The 18,624-nt window shown below is 57.5% G+C and carries 16 protein-coding genes; 6 read left to right on the top strand and 10 right to left on the bottom strand.

The window, feature by feature from the left end; genetic code table 11:
* Window positions 1–50 precede the first annotated feature (50 nt).
* A complete protein-coding gene (locus tag GQR90_RS15360) occupies window positions 51–653 on the bottom strand; it encodes a LysE family translocator (RefSeq protein WP_158774863.1) in 603 nt (200 codons plus the stop codon).
* A 193-nt stretch (window positions 654–846) separates the two neighbouring features.
* Here GQR90_RS15360 and GQR90_RS15355 point away from each other — a divergent pair, with 193 nt between their 5' ends.
* Both GQR90_RS15355 and GQR90_RS15350 read left to right on the top strand, forming a co-directional pair.
* Window positions 847–2,298, top strand: a complete 1,452-nt coding sequence (locus tag GQR90_RS15355) for an aminotransferase-like domain-containing protein (RefSeq protein WP_158774862.1) — start codon at window positions 847–849, stop codon at window positions 2,296–2,298.
* Between the two features lie 392 nt (window positions 2,299–2,690).
* Window positions 2,691–3,683 carry an asparaginase gene (locus GQR90_RS15350; RefSeq protein ID WP_158774861.1) on the top strand — a complete coding sequence of 331 codons (993 nt, stop codon included), beginning with the start codon at window positions 2,691–2,693 and terminating at the stop codon, window positions 3,681–3,683.
* Between the two features lie 206 nt (window positions 3,684–3,889).
* Here the strand turns inward: GQR90_RS15350 and GQR90_RS15345 are convergent, their stop codons facing one another.
* From GQR90_RS15345 to GQR90_RS15330, 4 genes are all read right to left on the bottom strand, one after another.
* Window positions 3,890–5,050, bottom strand: a complete 1,161-nt coding sequence (locus tag GQR90_RS15345) for a bifunctional transcriptional activator/DNA repair enzyme AdaA (protein ID WP_158774860.1) — start codon at window positions 5,048–5,050, stop codon at window positions 3,890–3,892.
* 108 nt (window positions 5,051–5,158) lie between these two features.
* Complete coding sequence (locus GQR90_RS15340; RefSeq protein ID WP_158774859.1) at window positions 5,159–5,674, bottom strand: acyl-CoA thioesterase; 516 nt, start codon at window positions 5,672–5,674, stop codon at window positions 5,159–5,161.
* Window positions 5,675–5,884: 210 nt separating this feature from the next.
* Window positions 5,885–7,195, bottom strand: coding sequence for a short-chain fatty acid transporter (locus GQR90_RS15335; protein WP_158774858.1), 1,311 nt, complete (start codon window positions 7,193–7,195; stop codon window positions 5,885–5,887).
* A gap of 156 nt (window positions 7,196–7,351) precedes the next feature.
* Window positions 7,352–8,698 (bottom strand): MATE family efflux transporter, encoded by a 1,347-nt coding sequence (locus tag GQR90_RS15330; protein ID WP_158774857.1) that lies wholly within the window; start codon window positions 8,696–8,698, stop codon window positions 7,352–7,354.
* Between the two features lie 276 nt (window positions 8,699–8,974).
* Between GQR90_RS15330 and GQR90_RS15325 the strand changes: the two genes are divergently transcribed.
* Entirely contained in the window at window positions 8,975–9,316 is a 342-nt protein-coding gene (locus tag GQR90_RS15325; protein WP_199269439.1) for a hypothetical protein, read from the top strand.
* 129 nt (window positions 9,317–9,445) lie between these two features.
* Here the strand turns inward: GQR90_RS15325 and GQR90_RS15320 are convergent, their stop codons facing one another.
* From GQR90_RS15320 to GQR90_RS15305, 4 genes are all read right to left on the bottom strand, one after another.
* On the bottom strand, window positions 9,446–12,268 hold the full coding sequence (locus GQR90_RS15320; RefSeq protein WP_158774856.1) for a sensor domain-containing diguanylate cyclase: 2,823 nt from the start codon (window positions 12,266–12,268) through the stop codon (window positions 9,446–9,448).
* Between the two features lie 370 nt (window positions 12,269–12,638).
* Window positions 12,639–12,896 carry a YfhL family 4Fe-4S dicluster ferredoxin gene (locus GQR90_RS15315; RefSeq protein ID WP_024951774.1) on the bottom strand — a complete coding sequence of 86 codons (258 nt, stop codon included), beginning with the start codon at window positions 12,894–12,896 and terminating at the stop codon, window positions 12,639–12,641.
* Between the two features lie 10 nt (window positions 12,897–12,906).
* Window positions 12,907–13,413, bottom strand: a complete 507-nt coding sequence (gene coaD, locus GQR90_RS15310) for a pantetheine-phosphate adenylyltransferase (RefSeq protein WP_158774855.1) — start codon at window positions 13,411–13,413, stop codon at window positions 12,907–12,909.
* A gap of 193 nt (window positions 13,414–13,606) precedes the next feature.
* Window positions 13,607–15,481 (bottom strand): beta-ketoacyl synthase, encoded by a 1,875-nt coding sequence (locus GQR90_RS15305; protein ID WP_158775592.1) that lies wholly within the window; start codon window positions 15,479–15,481, stop codon window positions 13,607–13,609.
* Window positions 15,482–15,960: 479 nt separating this feature from the next.
* Between GQR90_RS15305 and trmB the strand changes: the two genes are divergently transcribed.
* Window positions 15,961–16,650, top strand: coding sequence for a tRNA (guanine(46)-N(7))-methyltransferase TrmB (trmB, locus tag GQR90_RS15300; protein WP_158774854.1), 690 nt, complete (start codon window positions 15,961–15,963; stop codon window positions 16,648–16,650).
* Between the two features lie 86 nt (window positions 16,651–16,736).
* On the opposite strand, the gene GQR90_RS15295 is transcribed toward trmB, so the two are convergent.
* On the bottom strand, window positions 16,737–17,684 hold the full coding sequence (locus GQR90_RS15295) for a LysR family transcriptional regulator (RefSeq protein ID WP_158774853.1): 948 nt from the start codon (window positions 17,682–17,684) through the stop codon (window positions 16,737–16,739).
* A gap of 141 nt (window positions 17,685–17,825) precedes the next feature.
* Between GQR90_RS15295 and GQR90_RS15290 the strand changes: the two genes are divergently transcribed.
* Together GQR90_RS15290 and GQR90_RS15285 are read left to right on the top strand one after the other, a co-directional pair.
* Window positions 17,826–18,278: a PACE efflux transporter gene (locus tag GQR90_RS15290; protein WP_158774852.1), complete on the top strand. Its 453-nt coding sequence runs from the start codon at window positions 17,826–17,828 to the stop codon at window positions 18,276–18,278.
* 4 nt (window positions 18,279–18,282) lie between these two features.
* Complete coding sequence (locus tag GQR90_RS15285; protein ID WP_158774851.1) at window positions 18,283–18,612, top strand: DMT family transporter; 330 nt, start codon at window positions 18,283–18,285, stop codon at window positions 18,610–18,612.
* Window positions 18,613–18,624: the final 12 nt, after the last annotated feature.

Raw genomic sequence — 18,624 nt, 5'->3', positions numbered from 1 at the left:
CAGACCGAGGGCATCTCATCCTTGCTCGAGAGTGCGCTAGAACACGATCATTAGCGGAGAATGAAAATGACGCAGGAGGCGGTCAGCACACCCATCACGCGATTGAATATCTTCCAGGAGCGCTCTGTGCGCAGTAGACGGCCGATGGCGGTACCAAAACCGGCCCATAGCGAGATGCACGGCAGGGCGACCAGTTCAGCGAAACCCGCCAGCAGCAGAGCATTGAGCAATACCGGTCCATTATCCGGCAGGAACCCCGCCATCAAGGCGATACCCATCACCCAGGCTTTGGGGTTGGCGAACTGAAATAATGCTGCCGCCATGAAGGTCATCGGTCTCGCGTCCTGCTGGCTTGAGAAATCGGGCGGTGGTGCCGTGGCGATCTTCCAGGCCAGATACAGCAGGTAGGCGCTGCCCAGTAGCTTGAGCAGAGTCTGCACGATTGGGTAACGCTCGAATATCAATCCCAGACCGAGTGCGATGCCAACGAATAACACCAGGCAGCCAATCATGATGCCGAAAATATGCGGCAGGGTGCGCCAGTAGCCGTAGTTGGCACCGGAGGCCGTCAGCATGACGTTATTGGGACCTGGCGTCAGGGTCATCGACAGCATGTATAGCGTGGCGGGGGCCAGAAAGGCGAGGGATTCCATGGGTGTCCTTGAAGGCGAAGGCTGGTCCGGAGCGCAGGACTCTCAGTGTCAGCCATTATTGTATGGGTTCAATGTTGTCGTGATACGAGCCGATGTTGCGGGATTGTCGCCATAACACGTTTTTTGGCGCTTGATGGCGGCACTTTTTGAGCATAATCTGATGACAATTATCGTCAACAGGTTTTTTGTCACCATGACAATCTGGATGCCCATGCTTGATCCGGCCATGCCACGCTATCGTGCGCTTGCGGATGCCATTCGGCTGGATATCGCCTCTGGCCGGCTGCCAGCCGGCACGCGACTTCCACCTCAACGACGGCTGGCGGATGCGCTAGGCGTGACAGTGGGTACCATCACGCGTGGTTACGCTGAGGCCGAGCGTCGTGGGCTGGTTACGTCACGTGTCGGCAGTGGCACCTACATCAACGGCCTCGTCAGCGCGCAGCGTGTATCTGCTGAAGGCTTTGGTCATGTCTTCCGGGTAGGGGCCGCCTGTGGAGAACCTCCGGATGCGGGGGTCTCTTGGGAGGCTTCACTTGAGTCGATTGATCTCACCATGAGCCTGCCGCCACCGCACCCTGCACGACAGCAAGGAATGGCAGATGCGCTAGTGGCGATCAGCCAATCACCTGCCGCTCTCCAGCATTGTGTCGACTATCAGAATGAGTTCGGGCGTGACAATCAAAGGCAACTCCTGGCGAATTGGATGGGGGAGCTGGGCGTGCCGGTCGTCGCTGAAGAGCTGATGCTGACGCAGGGTGGCCAGAATGGCATCACCTTGGCGCTATCTGCCTTGATGGCCCCTGGTGAAGCTCTGGTGGCGGGTGCGCTGACCTATCCCGGGCTGATATCCGCGAGCGCCGAACGTGGTCTGAAGCTCTTGCGCATACCATTGGATGAAGAGGGCATGGACATCGAGGCTCTGGCGCGTCTATGTCGTCAGCAGGTGCCCAGAATGGTCTATGTGATGGCCGAGCAGAACAATCCGGGCGGTGCACAATTATCCCACGCACGGCGTGAAGCGTTGGTGGCGCTCGCACGACAGTACGATTTCTGGATTCTGGAAGATGGCGTGCAGTATCTGCCGCCAGAGGAGTGCGGTATGCAGCTCTATCAGCTGGCACCGGAGCGAACCTTGTATCTCTTCAGCACCTCCAAGCTTCTGGCAGGCGGCCTGCGACTGGGTGTATTGCGTGCGCCTGTGGCGCTACTTCCCCGTCTTGGTGCCACCTTGCGCAGTCACAGCTGGATGGTGGCGCCGTTGCTGGTCGAAACGGTGTGTACCTGGTTGACCAGTGGCAATGCCGCGCCCTTGATCGCCTGGCAGATGGAGGAGGTGCGTGCGCGACAGCGGTTGGCGCACTCCGTCCTGAACGAGTGGTCTCTGGCGGCGCGGCCTTCCTCGTTCGACCTGTGGCTTGAATTACCCGAGGGACAACGTAGTCAGGCAATGGTCGAATCACTGGCGATTCGCGGCATTCATGTCACCAGCGCTGAGCCATTCTGTGTCGGTAATGAACCCCCACCACAGGCGCTGCGTCTTTGTCTGAGCGCCGCCGCGAGTCGCGAGACGTTGACGCACGCGCTCGAAATCGTTCGCGAGCTGCTGCTCGCTCCCCCAGCGCTGCGCTGTACGACGCTTTAGAAGCGACTGGAGAGAGTGTCTTAAGACATTGGATAGGGCATGTGTAAAAAAGTGGCTCGAGCTCGATGTCCCCGTGTCATGTGTCCAGCCTTCCGCCCAGGCGCACCATGTGCGGGCAGGGGGCTCGGAGACACTCGGTTCGTCATCTTCTTTGCACCACGATAGTGCCAGTCCAGGGTGTGATTCCTTGAAAAGCGAGCCAGCTCCGCTATACCTGAGCATGGAACGTTATCGATGCTTTCCAGTGGCATGCTAATTGCGTGATTTTATCGTGTGGCACTCCGGTCGGAGGTCGCAGCGGGAAAAATCTTCACAGGAGATGTCCTTTGAGACACCAGCACCCCATCTTGGCTCTTGCCCTAACGGCATTGTTTTGCATCTCGAACGCTGCAATGGCAGATACGAAGCCGGTCGTACAGTTCATCGCCACGGGTGGCACCATCGCCATGAAGGTGGACCCTGTGACCAAGGGCGTGGTACCTGCCATTTCAGGCGATGACTTGATGCAGACGGTGCCGGATGCTGCCAAATACGCCACCATCGAGGTCAACAATTTCTCTCAGATGTCTGCCAACTATATCGATGCCAAGTGGTGGTCACGCCTCACTCAGGCAGTCGATGATGCACTGGCTCGGCCAGAAGTGGCGGGTGTCGTGGTCGCGCAGGGCACCGATACCATGGAAGAAACCGCATTTTGGCTGGACCTGACGGTCAAGTCTGATAAGCCCGTGGTGCTGATAGGCGCGCAACGCAATGCGTCAGAGCCTGATTTTGACGGGCCACGCAACCTGCTCAATGCCATTCGTATCGTCACCACGCCGGAAGCCACGGGCAAAGGTGTCATGGTTGCCATGAACAGCCAGATCAACGCCGCTCGCAGCGTGACCAAGACGCATACCGGCAATGTTGACACCTTCAAGTCAGGCGACTTCGGGTTTCTGGGCGAGGTCTGGGACGACAAGGTCGTATTCTCGCGTACACCGCTGCGTCGCCAACACATCGATATCGGCACTGGCGACATGCCGCGCGTAGAAATTCTGCCCATGTTCGGTGGCGCCAATGGTGACTTGCTGCGCTATGCCGTCGATCAGGGAGCGAAAGGTATCGTGGTTCAAGCGACCGGCATGGGCAACATGAATGTCTCCATGTTCGAGGCCGTGAAGTATGCGCTGTCGAAGGATGTGGCAGTGGTCATCTCGACACGTGTGCCTAATGGACGCACCATGCCGCTATATGGCTTCCCGGGCGGCGGAAAAACCACCTACGATGCCGGTGCCGTGATGGCTGGCGGTCTGAATCCCCAGAAGGCTCGCCTGTTGCTCATGTTGGCATTGCATGAGGGCAAGACCAGCAAGGAAGACCTCGAGGCCGTATTCGACCGCTGAGTTCAATGAAAGGGCATGGCATGACGCAACGTCACAAACGCCATGCCCTTTTCAGCAGCATTCCCTTCCGTACTGTCCGCTATTTCGCAAGCTTGTGGCCCCTTGCCAGACTGAGTCCTTCGGTACTGGCAGGGAGTTGTCACGAACGCCTGACACGTTGATTCCATGAACGAGTCGAGGCTCGTATTCAAGATTCGTATGCAGGACTACGGTTTGACCCTGTCTCCGGCCTCCTGTGCCAGGCGAGCCTGCTTGAGCTCAACGCCCCAACGATAACCGCCCAACCCGCCATCGCCGCGTACCACGCGATGACAGGGCGTCAGCAGTGCCAACGGATTGGCGCCACAGGCATTGGCGACGGCGCGGCTGGCGGTGGGACGTTCCAATGCCTCAGCCAGCTGACGATAGGTCAGTGTATTGCCGCTCAAGGTGGCATTCAGTTGCTGCCAGACCGTGAGCTGAAAGGCTGTTCCGCGAATATCCAGTGGAAGCTCAAGGAACAAGGCGTGACTGATCTCCGGTTGCTCACACAGCACCAGCAGGCGCGCACCGAGTACCGCATGCAGTGATTGTCCATTCTCATCCTGAGGATCGATATGCTGCCAACAGGCTTTTGGCAGACGGGCTTCCAATGCCTGCTGTCCGGCCTCGCGGTTGTCTGTCAGCTGGATGACCACGACGCCGCGTTCACTGATCCCTGCACTCAGCCAGCAGTGCTGCTCGGGAATGCCGAAGCTGCAGGGCCAGTGGAGACCCAGTAGCGTTTCATCTTTGCCCCCTTGCTGACGCACGCTTGGCGATATGCCATCCGCGCGGGCATAGGCGCGGCTGGTCGAGCGATATCCCGCCGCGAGTATGGCGTCAGTGACATTGCTACCCTGTTCAAGCAGATCGTGGAAGCGCAGCTGTCGTAGCCCGCTGACGTACTCGGCCGGTGACAGGCCCAGCAGTGTCTTGAAGCGCCGCTGGAGATGGCTGGTGCTGAGCCCGGCACGTGTCGCAAGCGTGGCCAATGATGGCGCGGTCTCACCAGCAGTGATGGCGGCTTCCAGTTGACGACAGGTAGCAAGCAGCCAGTGATTGGATTCGATAGCGCCGACCTCGCGTTCTGACTCCGGATGACAGCGTCGGCAGGCACGCAAGCCAGCGGCACGCGCAGTCTGGTTATCCGGATAGATACGCAGGTTGTCACGCAGAGGAGAGGGCGACGGGCAGCCAACACGACAGAAGATGCCGGTAGTGATGACTCCGTAGCGTATAGTCTCGCCGGGAATTACTTGGCGCGATAGCACGCGTTGCCATAGTGCCTCATCAGCGGCTGTCTTGTTCGCCTGTACGCTGTCGGTCTCGGAATATGCTGCCGTCATCGCTCATCTCGCTATGCCAAGTTCGTGGTCACGCAGGTTTCTGACAAGTATCGCCGTACCACTGACCATCTGCACTCCGCATCTTGCGCTGACTATTGAGATAGTTTCTCAGAACTCCATCGATTCCTGACGCTTCTCTTCTTCTTCGGCCTGCTTGCGCAGCTTCTTGCGGATTCCTGCCTTGTGGAAGCGCAGTTTCTGCTCCTGGGTCTCCAGGTTCAGTGGCGGTACCGGTACGGGGTGGCCATCCGGGTCCACTGCGACCATGGTCAGATAGCAGCTATTGGTGTGGCGAATCAGGCGGCCCTGAATGGATTCGGCAACCACCTTGATGCCGACCTCCATGGAAGAGCGGCCGACATGATTGACGGAGGCGAGAAACGTCACCAGTTCGCCGACGTGGATGGGCTGCTTGAAACGAACCTGGTCTACCGACAGGGTGACTACATAGTTGCCGCTGTAGCGACTCGCACAGGCGAATGCCACTTCATCCAGCTTCTTGAGAATCGCGCCACCATGAACCTTGCCACTGAAGTTGGCCATGTCAGGAGTCATCAGCTCCGTCATGATCAGCTGGTGTTGGCCTGGCAGTGCGTCATGCTGGTCGGGGTGCTGGTCGCTCATCGATAAGTCCTTGGGTGGGGCAGGAGTCAGGAGGCATCAAGTCACCGTCGGGGAACGGCCTCGAGTGTCGTTGTATGCCCTAGTTTGAGGGAATCAGAGCGGCTTGGCACCTCGTTTGCGGCATATAAGCAGCCCATGAACGACGTTGCCCCCGCAATTAGGGCGGGGGCAACGTGCGGGCTTGCGTGGTGTGTGAAGCGTGCTGCTGGACTACAGCAGAGTCAGGCCCAGTGAAATGATGACGCCGGTGACCAGCAGCTGGACGAGGCAGAAGCCCATGATGTCCTTGGCTTTCAGGCCAGCGATTGCCAGAACCGGCAGCGCCCAGAATGGCTGTAGCATGTTGGTCCAGGCATCACCCCAGGCGACCGCCATGGCGACGCGCGGCAGGTCTGCGCCCAATGCCTGTGCGGCGGGGATCATGACCGGCGCTTGCACTGCCCATTGACCACCACCGGATGGCACGAACAGATTGACGATACCGGCGCTGATGAAGGACCAGAACGGTAGGCTGTCAGCGGTAGCTATCGAGACGAAGCCTTCGGACAGCGTTGCCGCCAGGCCGGACTGGACCATGATGGCCATGATGCCGGCGTAGAAGGGGAACTGGATGACGATACCTGCACCGCCCTTGATGGCCTCATTCAGGCTGTCCAGCAGTTTGCGCGGTGTGCCGTGCAGTACGATGGCAAGGAACAGGAAGCTGAAGTTGATCACGTTCAGATTCAAGCCACCGCCACGAAACACGAAGTGATCTATCAGCCAGGCAAGCCCGAATAGCCCCACTATCCACGCCAGTATGGGGGAGTTCTCGAGGCGTTCAGCCGGGCGAGGTTGATCGCTGACAACGGTCGGTTTTTCTTCCAGCAGTGCTGGATCGACGTAAACGCTTTCGTTCTCGAAGGGCATCATGGCGCGGTTGACCAACGGCATGATGATCAACAGCGCAATGACGATGGCCATGTTGAAGAAGGCAAAGATGGTATCGGACGTCGGAATGATCCCGATGGTGTCCTCGGTGAAGTGGCCTGCAGTGGCGATCGTCAGCGGAATCGAACCTGAAATCCCTGCATGCCAGATGACAAAGCCGGAGTAGGCACTGGCGATCAGCAGGCGATAGTCGACCTTGATCGACTTGGCGAGTTCCTTGGCAAACAAGGCACCGATGACCAGACCGAAGCCCCAATTGATCCAACTGGCGATCAGGGAAACGACAGTGACCAGGATGATGGCGCTGCCCGGAGATTTCGCCAACGAGGCAAGACTGGCCAGTGCCTTCTTGACGGGCGGCGTATTGGCCAGCATGAAGCCGGAGATCAGTACCAGCAGCATCTGCATGGAGAACGTCAGCAGGCTCCAGAAGCCGTCACCCCAATAGCGCATGACGTCGACTGGCGAGCGTTGCTCGATCAGCATGGCAGCTGCCGCGGCGATCACGGTCAACAGCAGTACGAAGATATAGGGGTCAGGTAGATAGCGCTCGACCAGCTTGACGGCTGGACGGGATAGGAATTGCAGCATGTGATGCTCCCTGAGTCTTTTTCTTGATCGGTATGGGAGTTGGGTTGGCATGCTTACATTAATCTATCTCACGACAGGTGAGTATCGCGCGATGGTCGAGTAGCCCACGGGTCTTTCAAGGTGTTGAAGCGGAGTCTGCGTTGTATCAACCCTCCATCAGCACCAGCGATGACGGCGATGATGAAAATAATAGCCGGCGAGTACTGCCGAACGGACGCCAGTAAATAGCAGGAAGGCCAGCCATAAGCCGTGGTTGCCGTATTGCTCAAGCCACGGCCAGAGGCCCACAAAGGCGATTAGTGAGATGACCAACGTATTGCGCATCTCGCGCGTGGCGGTGGCACCAATGAAGATGCCATCCAGCAGGTAGCTCCACACCGCGACCAATGGCATGGCGACCATCCAGGGGAGATAGGTGATCGCAAGGGCGCGGACCTCCGGGAGGTCAGTCAGCAGTCCGATCAGGAGTGGGCCGCATAGCCAGAGTAGTACACTGGCGCCCGTCGCAGTAATCAGTGAAAAACGGGTTGCTGCACCGACGCTACGAGCGAAGCGCTGCCAGTCATTCTGGCCCACTGCGCGACCAACCTCTGACTCCGCGGCTTGGGCGAAGCCATCAAGGCCATACGAGGTGATCATCACGAACTGCAGCAGCACAGCGTTGGCCGCCAGTATATTGTCACCGAAGCTCGCGCCTTGTGAGGTGAAGTAAGCAGTAGCGCCAAGCAGGCACAGGGTACGTACGAAAAGATGCTGATTGACCCGGATCAGCTCCCCCCATGCGGCAAGCGAGAAGAGTGTAGCAAGGTTGCTGTTGCCTGGCATGCGGGCAAGCTGACGGGCTACCAGCCATAAGCCGGCACCTGATGCGCAGTAGTCGGCAATCACGCTGGCCAGAGCTACGCCATCGCTGGTCATGCCCAGTCCCGGCACAAAGGCCAGATCCAGCAGGATGTTGATGGCGTTGGTCAGTACAAGAATGCCGAGGGTGACACGAGAATTACCCAGCCCCAGAAACCAACCCAATATCACATAGTTCATCAGCACCGCAGGAGCAGACCACAGGCGAATGCTCGCGTAACCATGCGCGAGTTCACGTGTTGCCTCGTTGGCCTCCATCAGGCTCAAGCCTAGTGATATCAGTGGTGACCCTAGCAACAGCAACAAGCCGCCGATCACCAGTGCGAGCATGATGCCTTGCCCGAGCAAGGTGCGCAGCGTGTCGTGGTCTTCACGGCCATGGGCCTGAGCCGTCATGCCAGTCGTGCCCATGCGCAGAAATCCAAAGCCCCAATAGAGGAAGCTGAACAGCACAGCACCCAATGTCACGGCACCCAGATAGACAGCATCTTCCAGATGACCTACTACTGCAGTGTCCACCAGCCCGAGCAGCGGCACCGAGATATTGGACAGGATAATCGGCCATGCCAGCTGCCATAGATGGCGATCAGCAGGACGAAACAGGCGTGATAGCAAGGTGATGAGTCGTGATGAATCAGTCATTGAGCTTCCGAAAGGGTGTTGGCTCATACATGGCAAGGACGTCAAGAATTGAGCATCAAAAAAGCATGCAAGACAGGTGTTGATAGCAGCGTGGCCTGCAAGGGCTGGGCGTATTGTCACGAGAAGACTAATCTAATTTCAGTGGCCCTGGCTGCGCGCTCCCCCATGCGTTGATTGGCAAGGGAGTGATCTGCTGTTATTCATGGTGGATATTGCACTCGGAGTGATGATCCATAACAAGGACGCATGGAGCGTCCGGACGCAAGGGACCTGAGTATGAAACACATGATTCTTCAGCGGAGTGCGCGCCTGCGCAAAGGAATTGCAGCTGCTGGCATGACTCTGGTATTGGCAACACCTGCATACGCCATCGAGCTACCCAGCGAGCAAGGTGATGATACGCCGAGTGCCGGCATGATGGTGGCGGATGCATTGATCGGTCGCCCGTTGCTGTTGGCGACAACCGTGGTGGGGGCCGCGATCTTTGTTGTCTCAGCACCCTTTGCGGCGATGGGGCGGAATATTGATGAAACTGCGCGCGTGCTGGTCGCTACACCGGCGCAAGCGACTTTTGCTCGCTGTCTGGGCTGCAAGACAACGCGTGTGGACTGGGACTGACAGAGTGCCAGGGTCAGTTCATGTAGCGACAGGATAAAGAGTGGGTCGCTGTGAGGTGTACCTGAGTAGAAACGCCGCCGCCGGCCATAAAGGCCGGCGGCGGCGTTTCCAAACTTTCGGATAAATGATTCAGCTGGGCGTGCGCGCCAGGCTATCTTCGGATGGCGGCAGACCGCTATAGCAAAGTACACGTTGTCGCCCGGTGCGCTTGGCTTGATACAGCGCGTTATCGGCCATGCTGAATAACGTCTCTGTGGCCTGACTATCATGAGGTGCGCTGGCAACGCCGGCAGAGAAGCTCAGCCCTGTCAGTGGTGGTTGAATCTCACTTTCAAAGACTTCTTCCCGGAAGGCTTCAAGAATGGCTTCGACTCTGGCTCGCGAGACAGCGGCACTGGCACCGGGAATGAGAATGACGAACTCCTCACCTCCATAACGACAAGCCTCGTCTGAGCTGCGCAGGGATTCACGAATCAGCTTGGCCAGCCTTGTCAGGACTCGATCCCCCATCTCATGTCCGTAGGTGTCGTTGACCTGTTTGAAGTGGTCAAGATCCAGTACCACCAGCGACAGCGGATTACCGATGCTGGCTTCAGCAAGCTTCTGCGGCAGGATCTCATCGAGATACCGACGGTTATACAGGCGAGTGAGTGTGTCTTTGCGCGCTTCATGCGAGAGACCCTGCTTCAACTGCAGATCTGCCAATGCCAGCAATATCAGACGGCAGACGTCTTCCGCCAGCGGTCGTAGACGCTCCTGGCTTTCTGCATCGATAGGAATCTGCAGGATGAAATTGCCGATTTCGCTATCGCCTATGATCAATGGATGGCTCACCAGACATGCTTCGGTGGGTGCCGCCCCCCAATTGATGTGCATTGTCTGGTGTTCATCATTCGGAATAGACAGAGTCATGCGACCTTCACTGCCCGCAAACAGGCTGGGGAGTCGTACATTGAGCTGTGTGATGATGTCATCAAGCTGAGAACACGTCAGCAGACATTCCGCCAGATGATGAATCTGACTGCGGCTCTCGGACAGGCGCGACAACTTGAGATTGGCTGCCTGCAGATCGCGCTGAGCCCGCTTGCGATCGGTAATATCGTGTACGATGGAAAACAGCAGTGTGCGGCCATTCAAATCCACCGGGCCGGTGAATATCTCGACATCACGCAACTCGCCATTGGCGAGCTGATGGCTGGCTTCAAAGTGGTTGTCGGTACGGCTGATCACGGCACGGATGCGCTGGGATATTGCCTGGCTTGCCAGCACATTGATGCGTCCCAGCGGCATGCCGCACATTTCGCCAATACTGTAGCCGTAGAATTCTGCCGCGACGGGGTTGGCATCAATGATTTCTGCACGCTCTGGATCGATCAGTAACTTGATGGCGTTACCGGTGCTGAAGACTTCTTGATAAAGGGTGGCGTTCTCTTCCAGCAGCTCGATGGCGCGACGACGATCCTCGATATTATTGATCAATACTAGGGTACGGTCTTCGCCCTCCAGTGGGGTGAGAGTTACCTCTGCCCAGAACATGTGTCCACGCTCAGTCTGCATGCGGTACTCGTCCTGAAAGTTACCGCCCTCGCGCTGCAATTGTCCCCAGGCTCGCTTCATTCGACTCACTTCCTCGAGTGAGAACAAGCCCCACAACGACTGCTGGAATAGCTCAGTATCACTCTTGCCTAACATGCTGTGCATGGCGGAGTTGGCATCCGCGATGACGCCATTGCAATCTGCAACGATAATGCCGATCGGAGCTGAGTGATAAATGGAGCGCAGGCGCGCGCGGCTGGTAATCAGGCGTTGTTGTTGCTCCTTGATCAAGTCGATATCGCTGTGGGTACCAATCATGCGCAACGGGCGGCCATCTTCGGCGCGCTCCACGACACGCCCTTGATCAAGAATCCACTTCCATTCGCCGCTGCGGGTCAGCATGCGATGTTCGTTACGATATTCTGGGCTATGCCCTTCGAAATGTTGTTTCAGATCATCAAGCGTACGCGGCATGTCGTCGGGATGAATGCGCGATTTCCATTCATCGAAACTGCTACCGATATCCTCCTCTTCAAAGCCTAGTGTCGCTTTCCACTGGGTAGAATAGAAAACGTGATCGCTGTCCTGCTTCCAATCCCAGACACCTGCGCCGGAGCCTTCCAGCGCAAACTGCCAGCGTTGCTCGGCTTCTGCCAGCGCTGTGCTCATTTTCTCCAGCTGCTGATAGGGGTAGGTAAGGCGTGAAGAATAGATGGCGTGATAGATCATTGCATAGGCCACCATCTTGTAAAGATGACCAAGCAGGTTGAAGACATCATAGGCGCTGGCATAAAGGGTGAAACACAATTCAGAGAGACCACTGGCGAGCGCTGCAGCGGCTAACCAGCCTGCATTCGTCCCCTTGGGGAGGCGCTTTGTACTGATCAGCAATACCGCGGCACCGAGTGCGGAAAGCGTCAATGCCCATTCGTAGCCTATTTTCCAGTCACTCAAGCCGCTACCGGTGACGAAGGTCGCTGGCAGGTAGTCGAGGTGATAAAGACCGACCCAACTAATGACTAGCCCCACGGCGATTGTCGCTGCTAGAGCCAATGGCAAATGACGGCGTGTCACAGGACGTGAGGTGATGATACAGGGGGCCAGAAGTGCGAAGACAAAGGCGGTGCGCCCTGCCAGCCAGAAGTGAATCGCTTTCTGAACCGATGCTTCGCTGATGAAGTCAGGCATGCCTTCGTAACTGAAGATATGCACCAGATCACATAAGGCCGAGAGCACGAAGGCGCATCCCATCACCAGAAAGCTAGTTGGCAATGTGCTGCGATGACCCTGGAAGATCGAGACGGCTGCCATCAATGCCACCAGTACCGAGCCAATCTCCAACAGGGAGTGTGGTACTAGATATTGATTGACTGAGGAAAAGAGCTCAGGACGTGGCAGAAGCATCAATATCAGCATGATGACCAGCATTCCAGCCAGCCCGATAAGCCCTTTGGAAGGCAGCTGTAAACGAGCGCGCAAGAGCGGGGACTTAAGGACAGATGACAAGTAACGCGATGACATTGGCTATCCATGCGCACGAGGAGTGCGTTCCGTGACTGGTGGCTACAGGATAGATTAGATTGGTTACATTGTGCTAACAGGAAATAACCTTTTGAGCTTCGAGTGCTGAAGTTCTCAATCAATGCGTCAGCAAGCTGCTGATTTTAATTATTATTGTAATGCCTGACAGCACACTGCCGTTTCAACCTGGCATTACACCAGATCGAAACGGCAGCATTTTACACATGGCAGCGGAGCCAGAGGAGTCATGGCCTCAGGCGGGGAATCAGTTGCCCAGTGCTTCGGTAATGATGTGGTACTTGTCCATCAGCTCGTCCTGACTTTCCTTGTGCGCCGGATCGAGCGGAATGCAATCGACAGGACACACCTGCTGACATTGTGGCTCGTCAAAATGGCCCACACATTCGGTGCACAGATCCGGGTCGATGATATAGATCTCTTCACCCGGCGAGATGGCGCCGTTAGGACATTCTGGCTCGCAGACGTCGCAGTTGATGCATTCATCAGTGATGATCAGGGCCATGATGATGTCCTCAGCTTGTGGCTGTGTCGTCGCTTGGGTTGAAGTGGCGAGCAAGTGCTTCGGCCACTATCGGATGTACCAGGCGTGACACGTCACCGCCATGTCGTGAGATTTCGCGCACGATAGTCGATGAAATATAGGAGTTCTCTAATTCCGGGGTCAGGAACAGGCTTTCAACATGCGGTGCCTGGACCCGATTCATGTTGGCTAGCTGCAACTCGTACTCGAAATCGGAGACTGCACGCAGGCCGCGCAGAATAATACGCGCATTTTGCTGATCAAGCAGTTCTGTCAGCAGGCAGCTGAAGCCAATGACTTCGACGTTATCGAGATGCGCGAGAATCTGGCGTGTCAGATCGATGCGCATGTCCAACGGCAAAGCTGGTTGTTTGCCGGGGCTGCAAGCCACCGCCACCACTATCTTGTCGAAAAGACGTGCGCCACGTTCGATCAGGTCAGTATGACCGTTGGTGATCGGGTCGAAGGTGCCTGGGTAGACGGCAATATTCTTGGGCATGACGAACTCGTGTTCTGTCAGCAGCAGGATAGTCAAACTCCATGCTGCAGTGGACGACGGCAGATGAGGAGCCGGAGGAGCTTGATTCGTGAATTCACGAACCCGTGACTCACGCATCATTTCGACTACTGCCGAGTGTAGATCCCCTCGGGCTGCCGTTGCCAGAAGTACGAGGGAAAATGGACTGCGACTATTATAGCGAGCCGAAGGGATTGTCAGCCTTGAGTGATACTGCGCGCGCGTAGCCCGGGATACGGATCTCGGTATCGCTGATCTCAAGCTCAGGGCCTTCCAGCACGCCTTCGCCAAAGCGATAGGTAGGCTTGAATTCGCCTCGCTGCGCTTTGGACAGGTAGTTGGCACGACGCGCTTCACAGGTGTCGCTACGTTCACGCCAGGCCGCCAGTGCCGGCTTGCCGTGGCGTGCTTCCAGTAGACGCAGTGTCACGTCAGCAGAGAGCACGACGCCACTGGCATTGTTGCCACCGAAGCCCTTGGCATTGATGAAGGCGACGTCGGCGGTGAATTCACGCTGCTCGCGACGCAGGTCGAGATGCTCGTGGTGCACGTCATCGGCGATAGCATCCAGTGTCGGGATACCCGGCAGAACGCCATTGGCGAAGCTACCGAGGGCCGACGCAGTCTGATCACCGGCGGCACTACCCTGGCTGTGTCCAACGAAAGCTTTGACGGCCACGACTGGCCACGCATCGATACCATGTGCGCGCGCCACTTCATCCAGCACATGGGATTCGGTGGTGCGATTCTTCGGGGTGGAGGTCGCATGTGCATGCACGAAACTGCGCAGACGCACGCCCTCGTCACCGACGATGCTGCGCGCCAGCGAGACGGCTTTGCTCAGAGTAATGTAGTTACCGACACCTGGTGCCGAGATGGAGCGCTTCCAGCCATCAGCATTGATGAACACATCCGGCACGCTACCAAGAATGCGTGCGCCCATCTCAAGTGCCAGGTCATCCGCCATCAGAATCAGGAATTGGGTCGATTCCGCAATGGTGAAGCCGCAGTTGCGCGCGAAGGGGCGGCACGCTTTTTGATAGTCACTGTCGGTCAACACTTCCAGCGCATCGAGTGCCTTGAGGCTCTCATCATCCGCCAGTGCGCCCATGCTGCGGAAGCCCTCAATGACTTCCGGCGTGATGGGAGCATCAGCAGTGCCCACCATCACGACGCGACGTCGACCGCTGCGAATATCGTTGAGGCCCAGCTTGAGGTTATAGAGGAAGCTGGCACATGCACCGAGGGCTGCGCCAGCACCACCGACATTGCCCAATACATACGCATTGAGGAAGTCGGCGGGCATCTGTGCATACCCCAGCGGCATCTGCTTGGATGTGGCACGCTCGCCGGAGACGAAGGACTTCATCAGGCCACCCCAGCCCTCGGCATCCATCTGTCCGATGGAATTGCCCGCATAGACGGCAATTTCATCCGGGTCGAGGCTATCGCGCAGGACGTCCCAGTCCAGGCCGCTATCACCGAGACAGTCACTGGCGCCAAAGATGGTCATCGAGAGGCCACGAGGATGGTGCACGCTGCGATATAGCTGTTCAGGGGCAAAGCCGCTGGGGAGCTGACCTGCGGCTCGTACCAGTGCCTGGCGGCGATCAGGTAGCAGTACATCGAATTCGCCGGCCGGCACCGTGACCTCGACGTGACGGTTATCCAGTTTGCGAACCTTCCAGTCAGCCGGCGGCTGCTCTGGTAGCTGGCGGCTACGCAGAGTGAAGGTGAGATCTTGCTCGAGTGTCAGACGCGACTGACGACTGGCAGGAATGCCAGCCGCGTTGAAGCGTTCATCTTCGATACGGCGGATCAGCGTATGCGCCAGAACCTGGTCTGCCAGACGCGAGACGAGCGCCTCGGTATCGGCAGGCTGGCCCTCGGCATCGAACCACTGGCCCTGATCATCACAACGGGCAAGATTCATGAGCGATGCGAGGCCGAGTAGGGTCTCCTGGCGGTCTGTCTCCGGCAGGGAATCGAGCACCGTGCGCCGAAAGGCTTGATGACCCGAAGTTCTGCCGGCGGCATTGACTCCGCCCATGCCGACGATCACCGGTAAGTGTGACAAGCCGCTTTCCTCGTGAAAAATACTGTGAGTCGTTGGTCTGGGCGATACCTCTACGGGTATTCGTCCAAATGATGGCGAGATGATAACACCCCCTTAATACAGGCGTCATGCACGCCCTGTGTCTGCGCTGTGGCAGTAGCAAGGGCTTGCTGCGAACACTGTGCGATATCTCTGTGTTCTCACATGTCTTTCTACCATTGGGATACCCTCGCAAACAAAGAGTGATTAAACGTATGTTTGATTTATTCGAGGCCTACTGTCATGCTGCATATGCTGTTTGAGTCGCTAGAGTTGGTGTCGGCGCATGCCTTTTGGCTTGCGCCTTTTTTGCGTCTTGAACCGAGGTTTCGAGAGGTACATGTGACTCACGTGATAGCCGGACGGATCACGTCGCAAGGCATCTGGTAGAATCCCCTTGCGACTTTCCCGCCTGTTTGCCACCGGAATTCCTGATGTACGCCAACTCCCGCCAGATCGACTCCCCGCAGTCCGGACCTCACGACGACCTCGAGAGGCGAGTACAGCGCGCCATGTCACATCCACTGCGTAAGCCTGTCGCAGACCATACCCGTGAGGCATTTGCGCAAGCTGATCAATGGTTGTCGGCCCAGAACAAGCCTCTGTGGCTAGATAGCGGCTGTGGTGTCGGGCGTTCCACGCGCCAACTGGCGCTGACCTATCCGGATCATGCCGTGATAGGAGTGGACCGTAGTGAAGATCGTCTGAGTCGCAAGCACGGTGAACTACCCGACAATGCGCGGTTGGTCCGTGCTGATCTGGTGGACTTCTGGCGCCTGGCACTAGCCGCGGGGTGGGCACCGACCCATCACACCCTGCTGTATCCCAATCCCTACCCCAAGGCGCGCCATCTGAAGATGCGCTGGCAGGGCCATCCCGTCTTTCCCATCATCATGGCACTGGGCGGCCAACTGGAATTGCGAACCAATTGGGATATTTACGCGCGGGAGTTCGCTCTGGCCGTTGGGCATGCGACTGGTATCGAGGTCAGCGCGCTGCCTTTCGTGCCACAGAATGACTATCTGACCCACTTTGAGCGTAAGTATCACGAATCCGGTCAGACATTATGGCGACTTGTCTGCCAGCTTGAGCACACGCCAGCACGCTATCCTCTCGCGCTTTGACAACGTGCATTGGAAGCCGACCCTGTCGCCGGCTCCCTTGTCGCACACTCCTTCATCTGCACAAGACGTCAATGCCTGATGTGATCTCAAGGCATTGATGAGCCAGCGAGTAGGGGGGCGTTGTGTTCTCTGAGCGCACTACTATCTCTGAAAGCGCTGCGTAGTGACTGGCGCAACCAGCTGGCGGCGGGGCCGCGTGGACTGTCTCGGCGCGAGATAAGCTCGATGTCGATGTCGGATGCCGCGCCCAATGGACCGACATCCAACAGGGCCAGGCGAGCCTGAAAGGGCGGGTAACCCGCGATATGACGCGGTACCTGCGCCCACCCCAGTCCTCGGGTTGCCAGTTCTGCCATGGCATAGAAGCTATTGAGCTGCCAGAAGCGCTGCGCCTGTGGCGGGGTATTACCCAGCTCACTGTCAATCTGCTGACGTTGGGCGATCATCAACTGTCGATGGCTGGCCAGATCACTGGGGCTGGGTGCTTCGATGCTTGCCAATGGGTGGTCCTTGGCGACGATCAATACCTGCTCCAGGCGGCCCAAGGGTTCGCGCTCCAGTGCCATGGCGCTCAAGGGTTGGCGAAACATGATGCCGAGATTGGCACGGTGCTGCTCAACCCACTGTGATACCTCATCCTGCGCGCCATTGAGCAGTGTCAGCGTCAGGCTTGGGTAGTGCACGGCCAGACGCTCCAGAACCGCCATCACGGGCGGCATTTCCACCAACGCTTCATCGATGGCCAGGGTCAGGCTCGCTTCCTGCCCCTGACTCAGGGTGCGTGCGCGCGCTTCAAGTCGCTGGCACTGAGCCAGCACACTGTCGGCTTCGTGCAATAGTGCCTCGCCTGCGGGGGTCAGGCGAGGGGTGCGTGGGCTGCGATCAAACAGCTCACATCCCAGGTCCAGCTCAAGATTGGCGATAGCGGTACTGACGGCAGATTGGGCACGACCCAGTCGTCGTGCGGCCGCTGAAAAAGAGCCTGTCTCAGCGACGCAGCGTAGCGTCATCAGCTGTTCCAGCGTCCAGTTCATATGCTGACCTCCCAGTGATATCTATCTGATTATCAGATGGGTACTAACTTTTATCCATCTCCAATCCCTTTAGAATGCCTGACATATTCACATAGCACAGCCACATGGCATCACATGTGAATGTCGAAAGGAGCAAGCGTCATGCGTTCAAAAAAAGAGCGACTGGCACAGGCGGGATTGCTGGAACTGGGCGGTATCGTGATCGTGGCGCCGCTGTCGGTATTGGTGACGGGGCACGATCTGGCGAGCATGGGCACACTGGCCATCATGATGTCCTCACTTGCCGTGATCTGGAGCATTGCCTGGAACTGGTTGTTTGATCGATGGGTGCCGACGCGCACCCGCTCCTTCGGACAGCGAGTGCTTCAGGCACTGGGGTTCGAGGCGGGGCTGGTGGTGGTGACGGTCTTCATCGTGGCGGCCTGGCTGGATATCGGCCTATGGCAGGCACTGTTGCTGGACCTTGGCTTCGTGATCTTCTTTCTCGTCTGGGCGCTGATCTTCAATTCGGTGTTTGATGCCGTCATGAAATATCGCATGGACCGCACGGCGGCCAGGCATCAGGACGACCCAATACTGGTAAACCGGGGGTGATGACATGACCTATGTATTTCTTGTGCTGGCGATTCTGGCCGAGGTTATCGCGACCAGTGCCTTGAAGGCCTCCGAGTCCTTTTCGCGACTCGGCCCCAGTCTCGTCGTGGTCCTGGGGTATGGGGTGTCGTTCTATCTGTTGACGCTGGTACTACGTGATCTACCGCTGGGCGTGACCTATGCGGTGTGGTCCGGGCTGGGTATCGTGCTGGTCACTCTGTTCGGTGTCGTCGTCTATCGAGAGGTTCCGGACCTGCCGGCGATACTGGGTCTGGCGATGATTGTGGGCGGTGTCGCCATCCTGCATCTGTTTTCCAGCGCCAGTCCTCATTAAGCTAGGGGGCAT

The organism is Cobetia sp. L2A1, from assembly GCF_009796845.1.
GTDB lineage: Bacteria > Pseudomonadota > Gammaproteobacteria > Pseudomonadales > Halomonadaceae > Cobetia.
The sequence above is the reverse complement of the archived record's forward strand: the minus strand, read 5'-3'. Positions and strand labels throughout refer to the sequence as shown.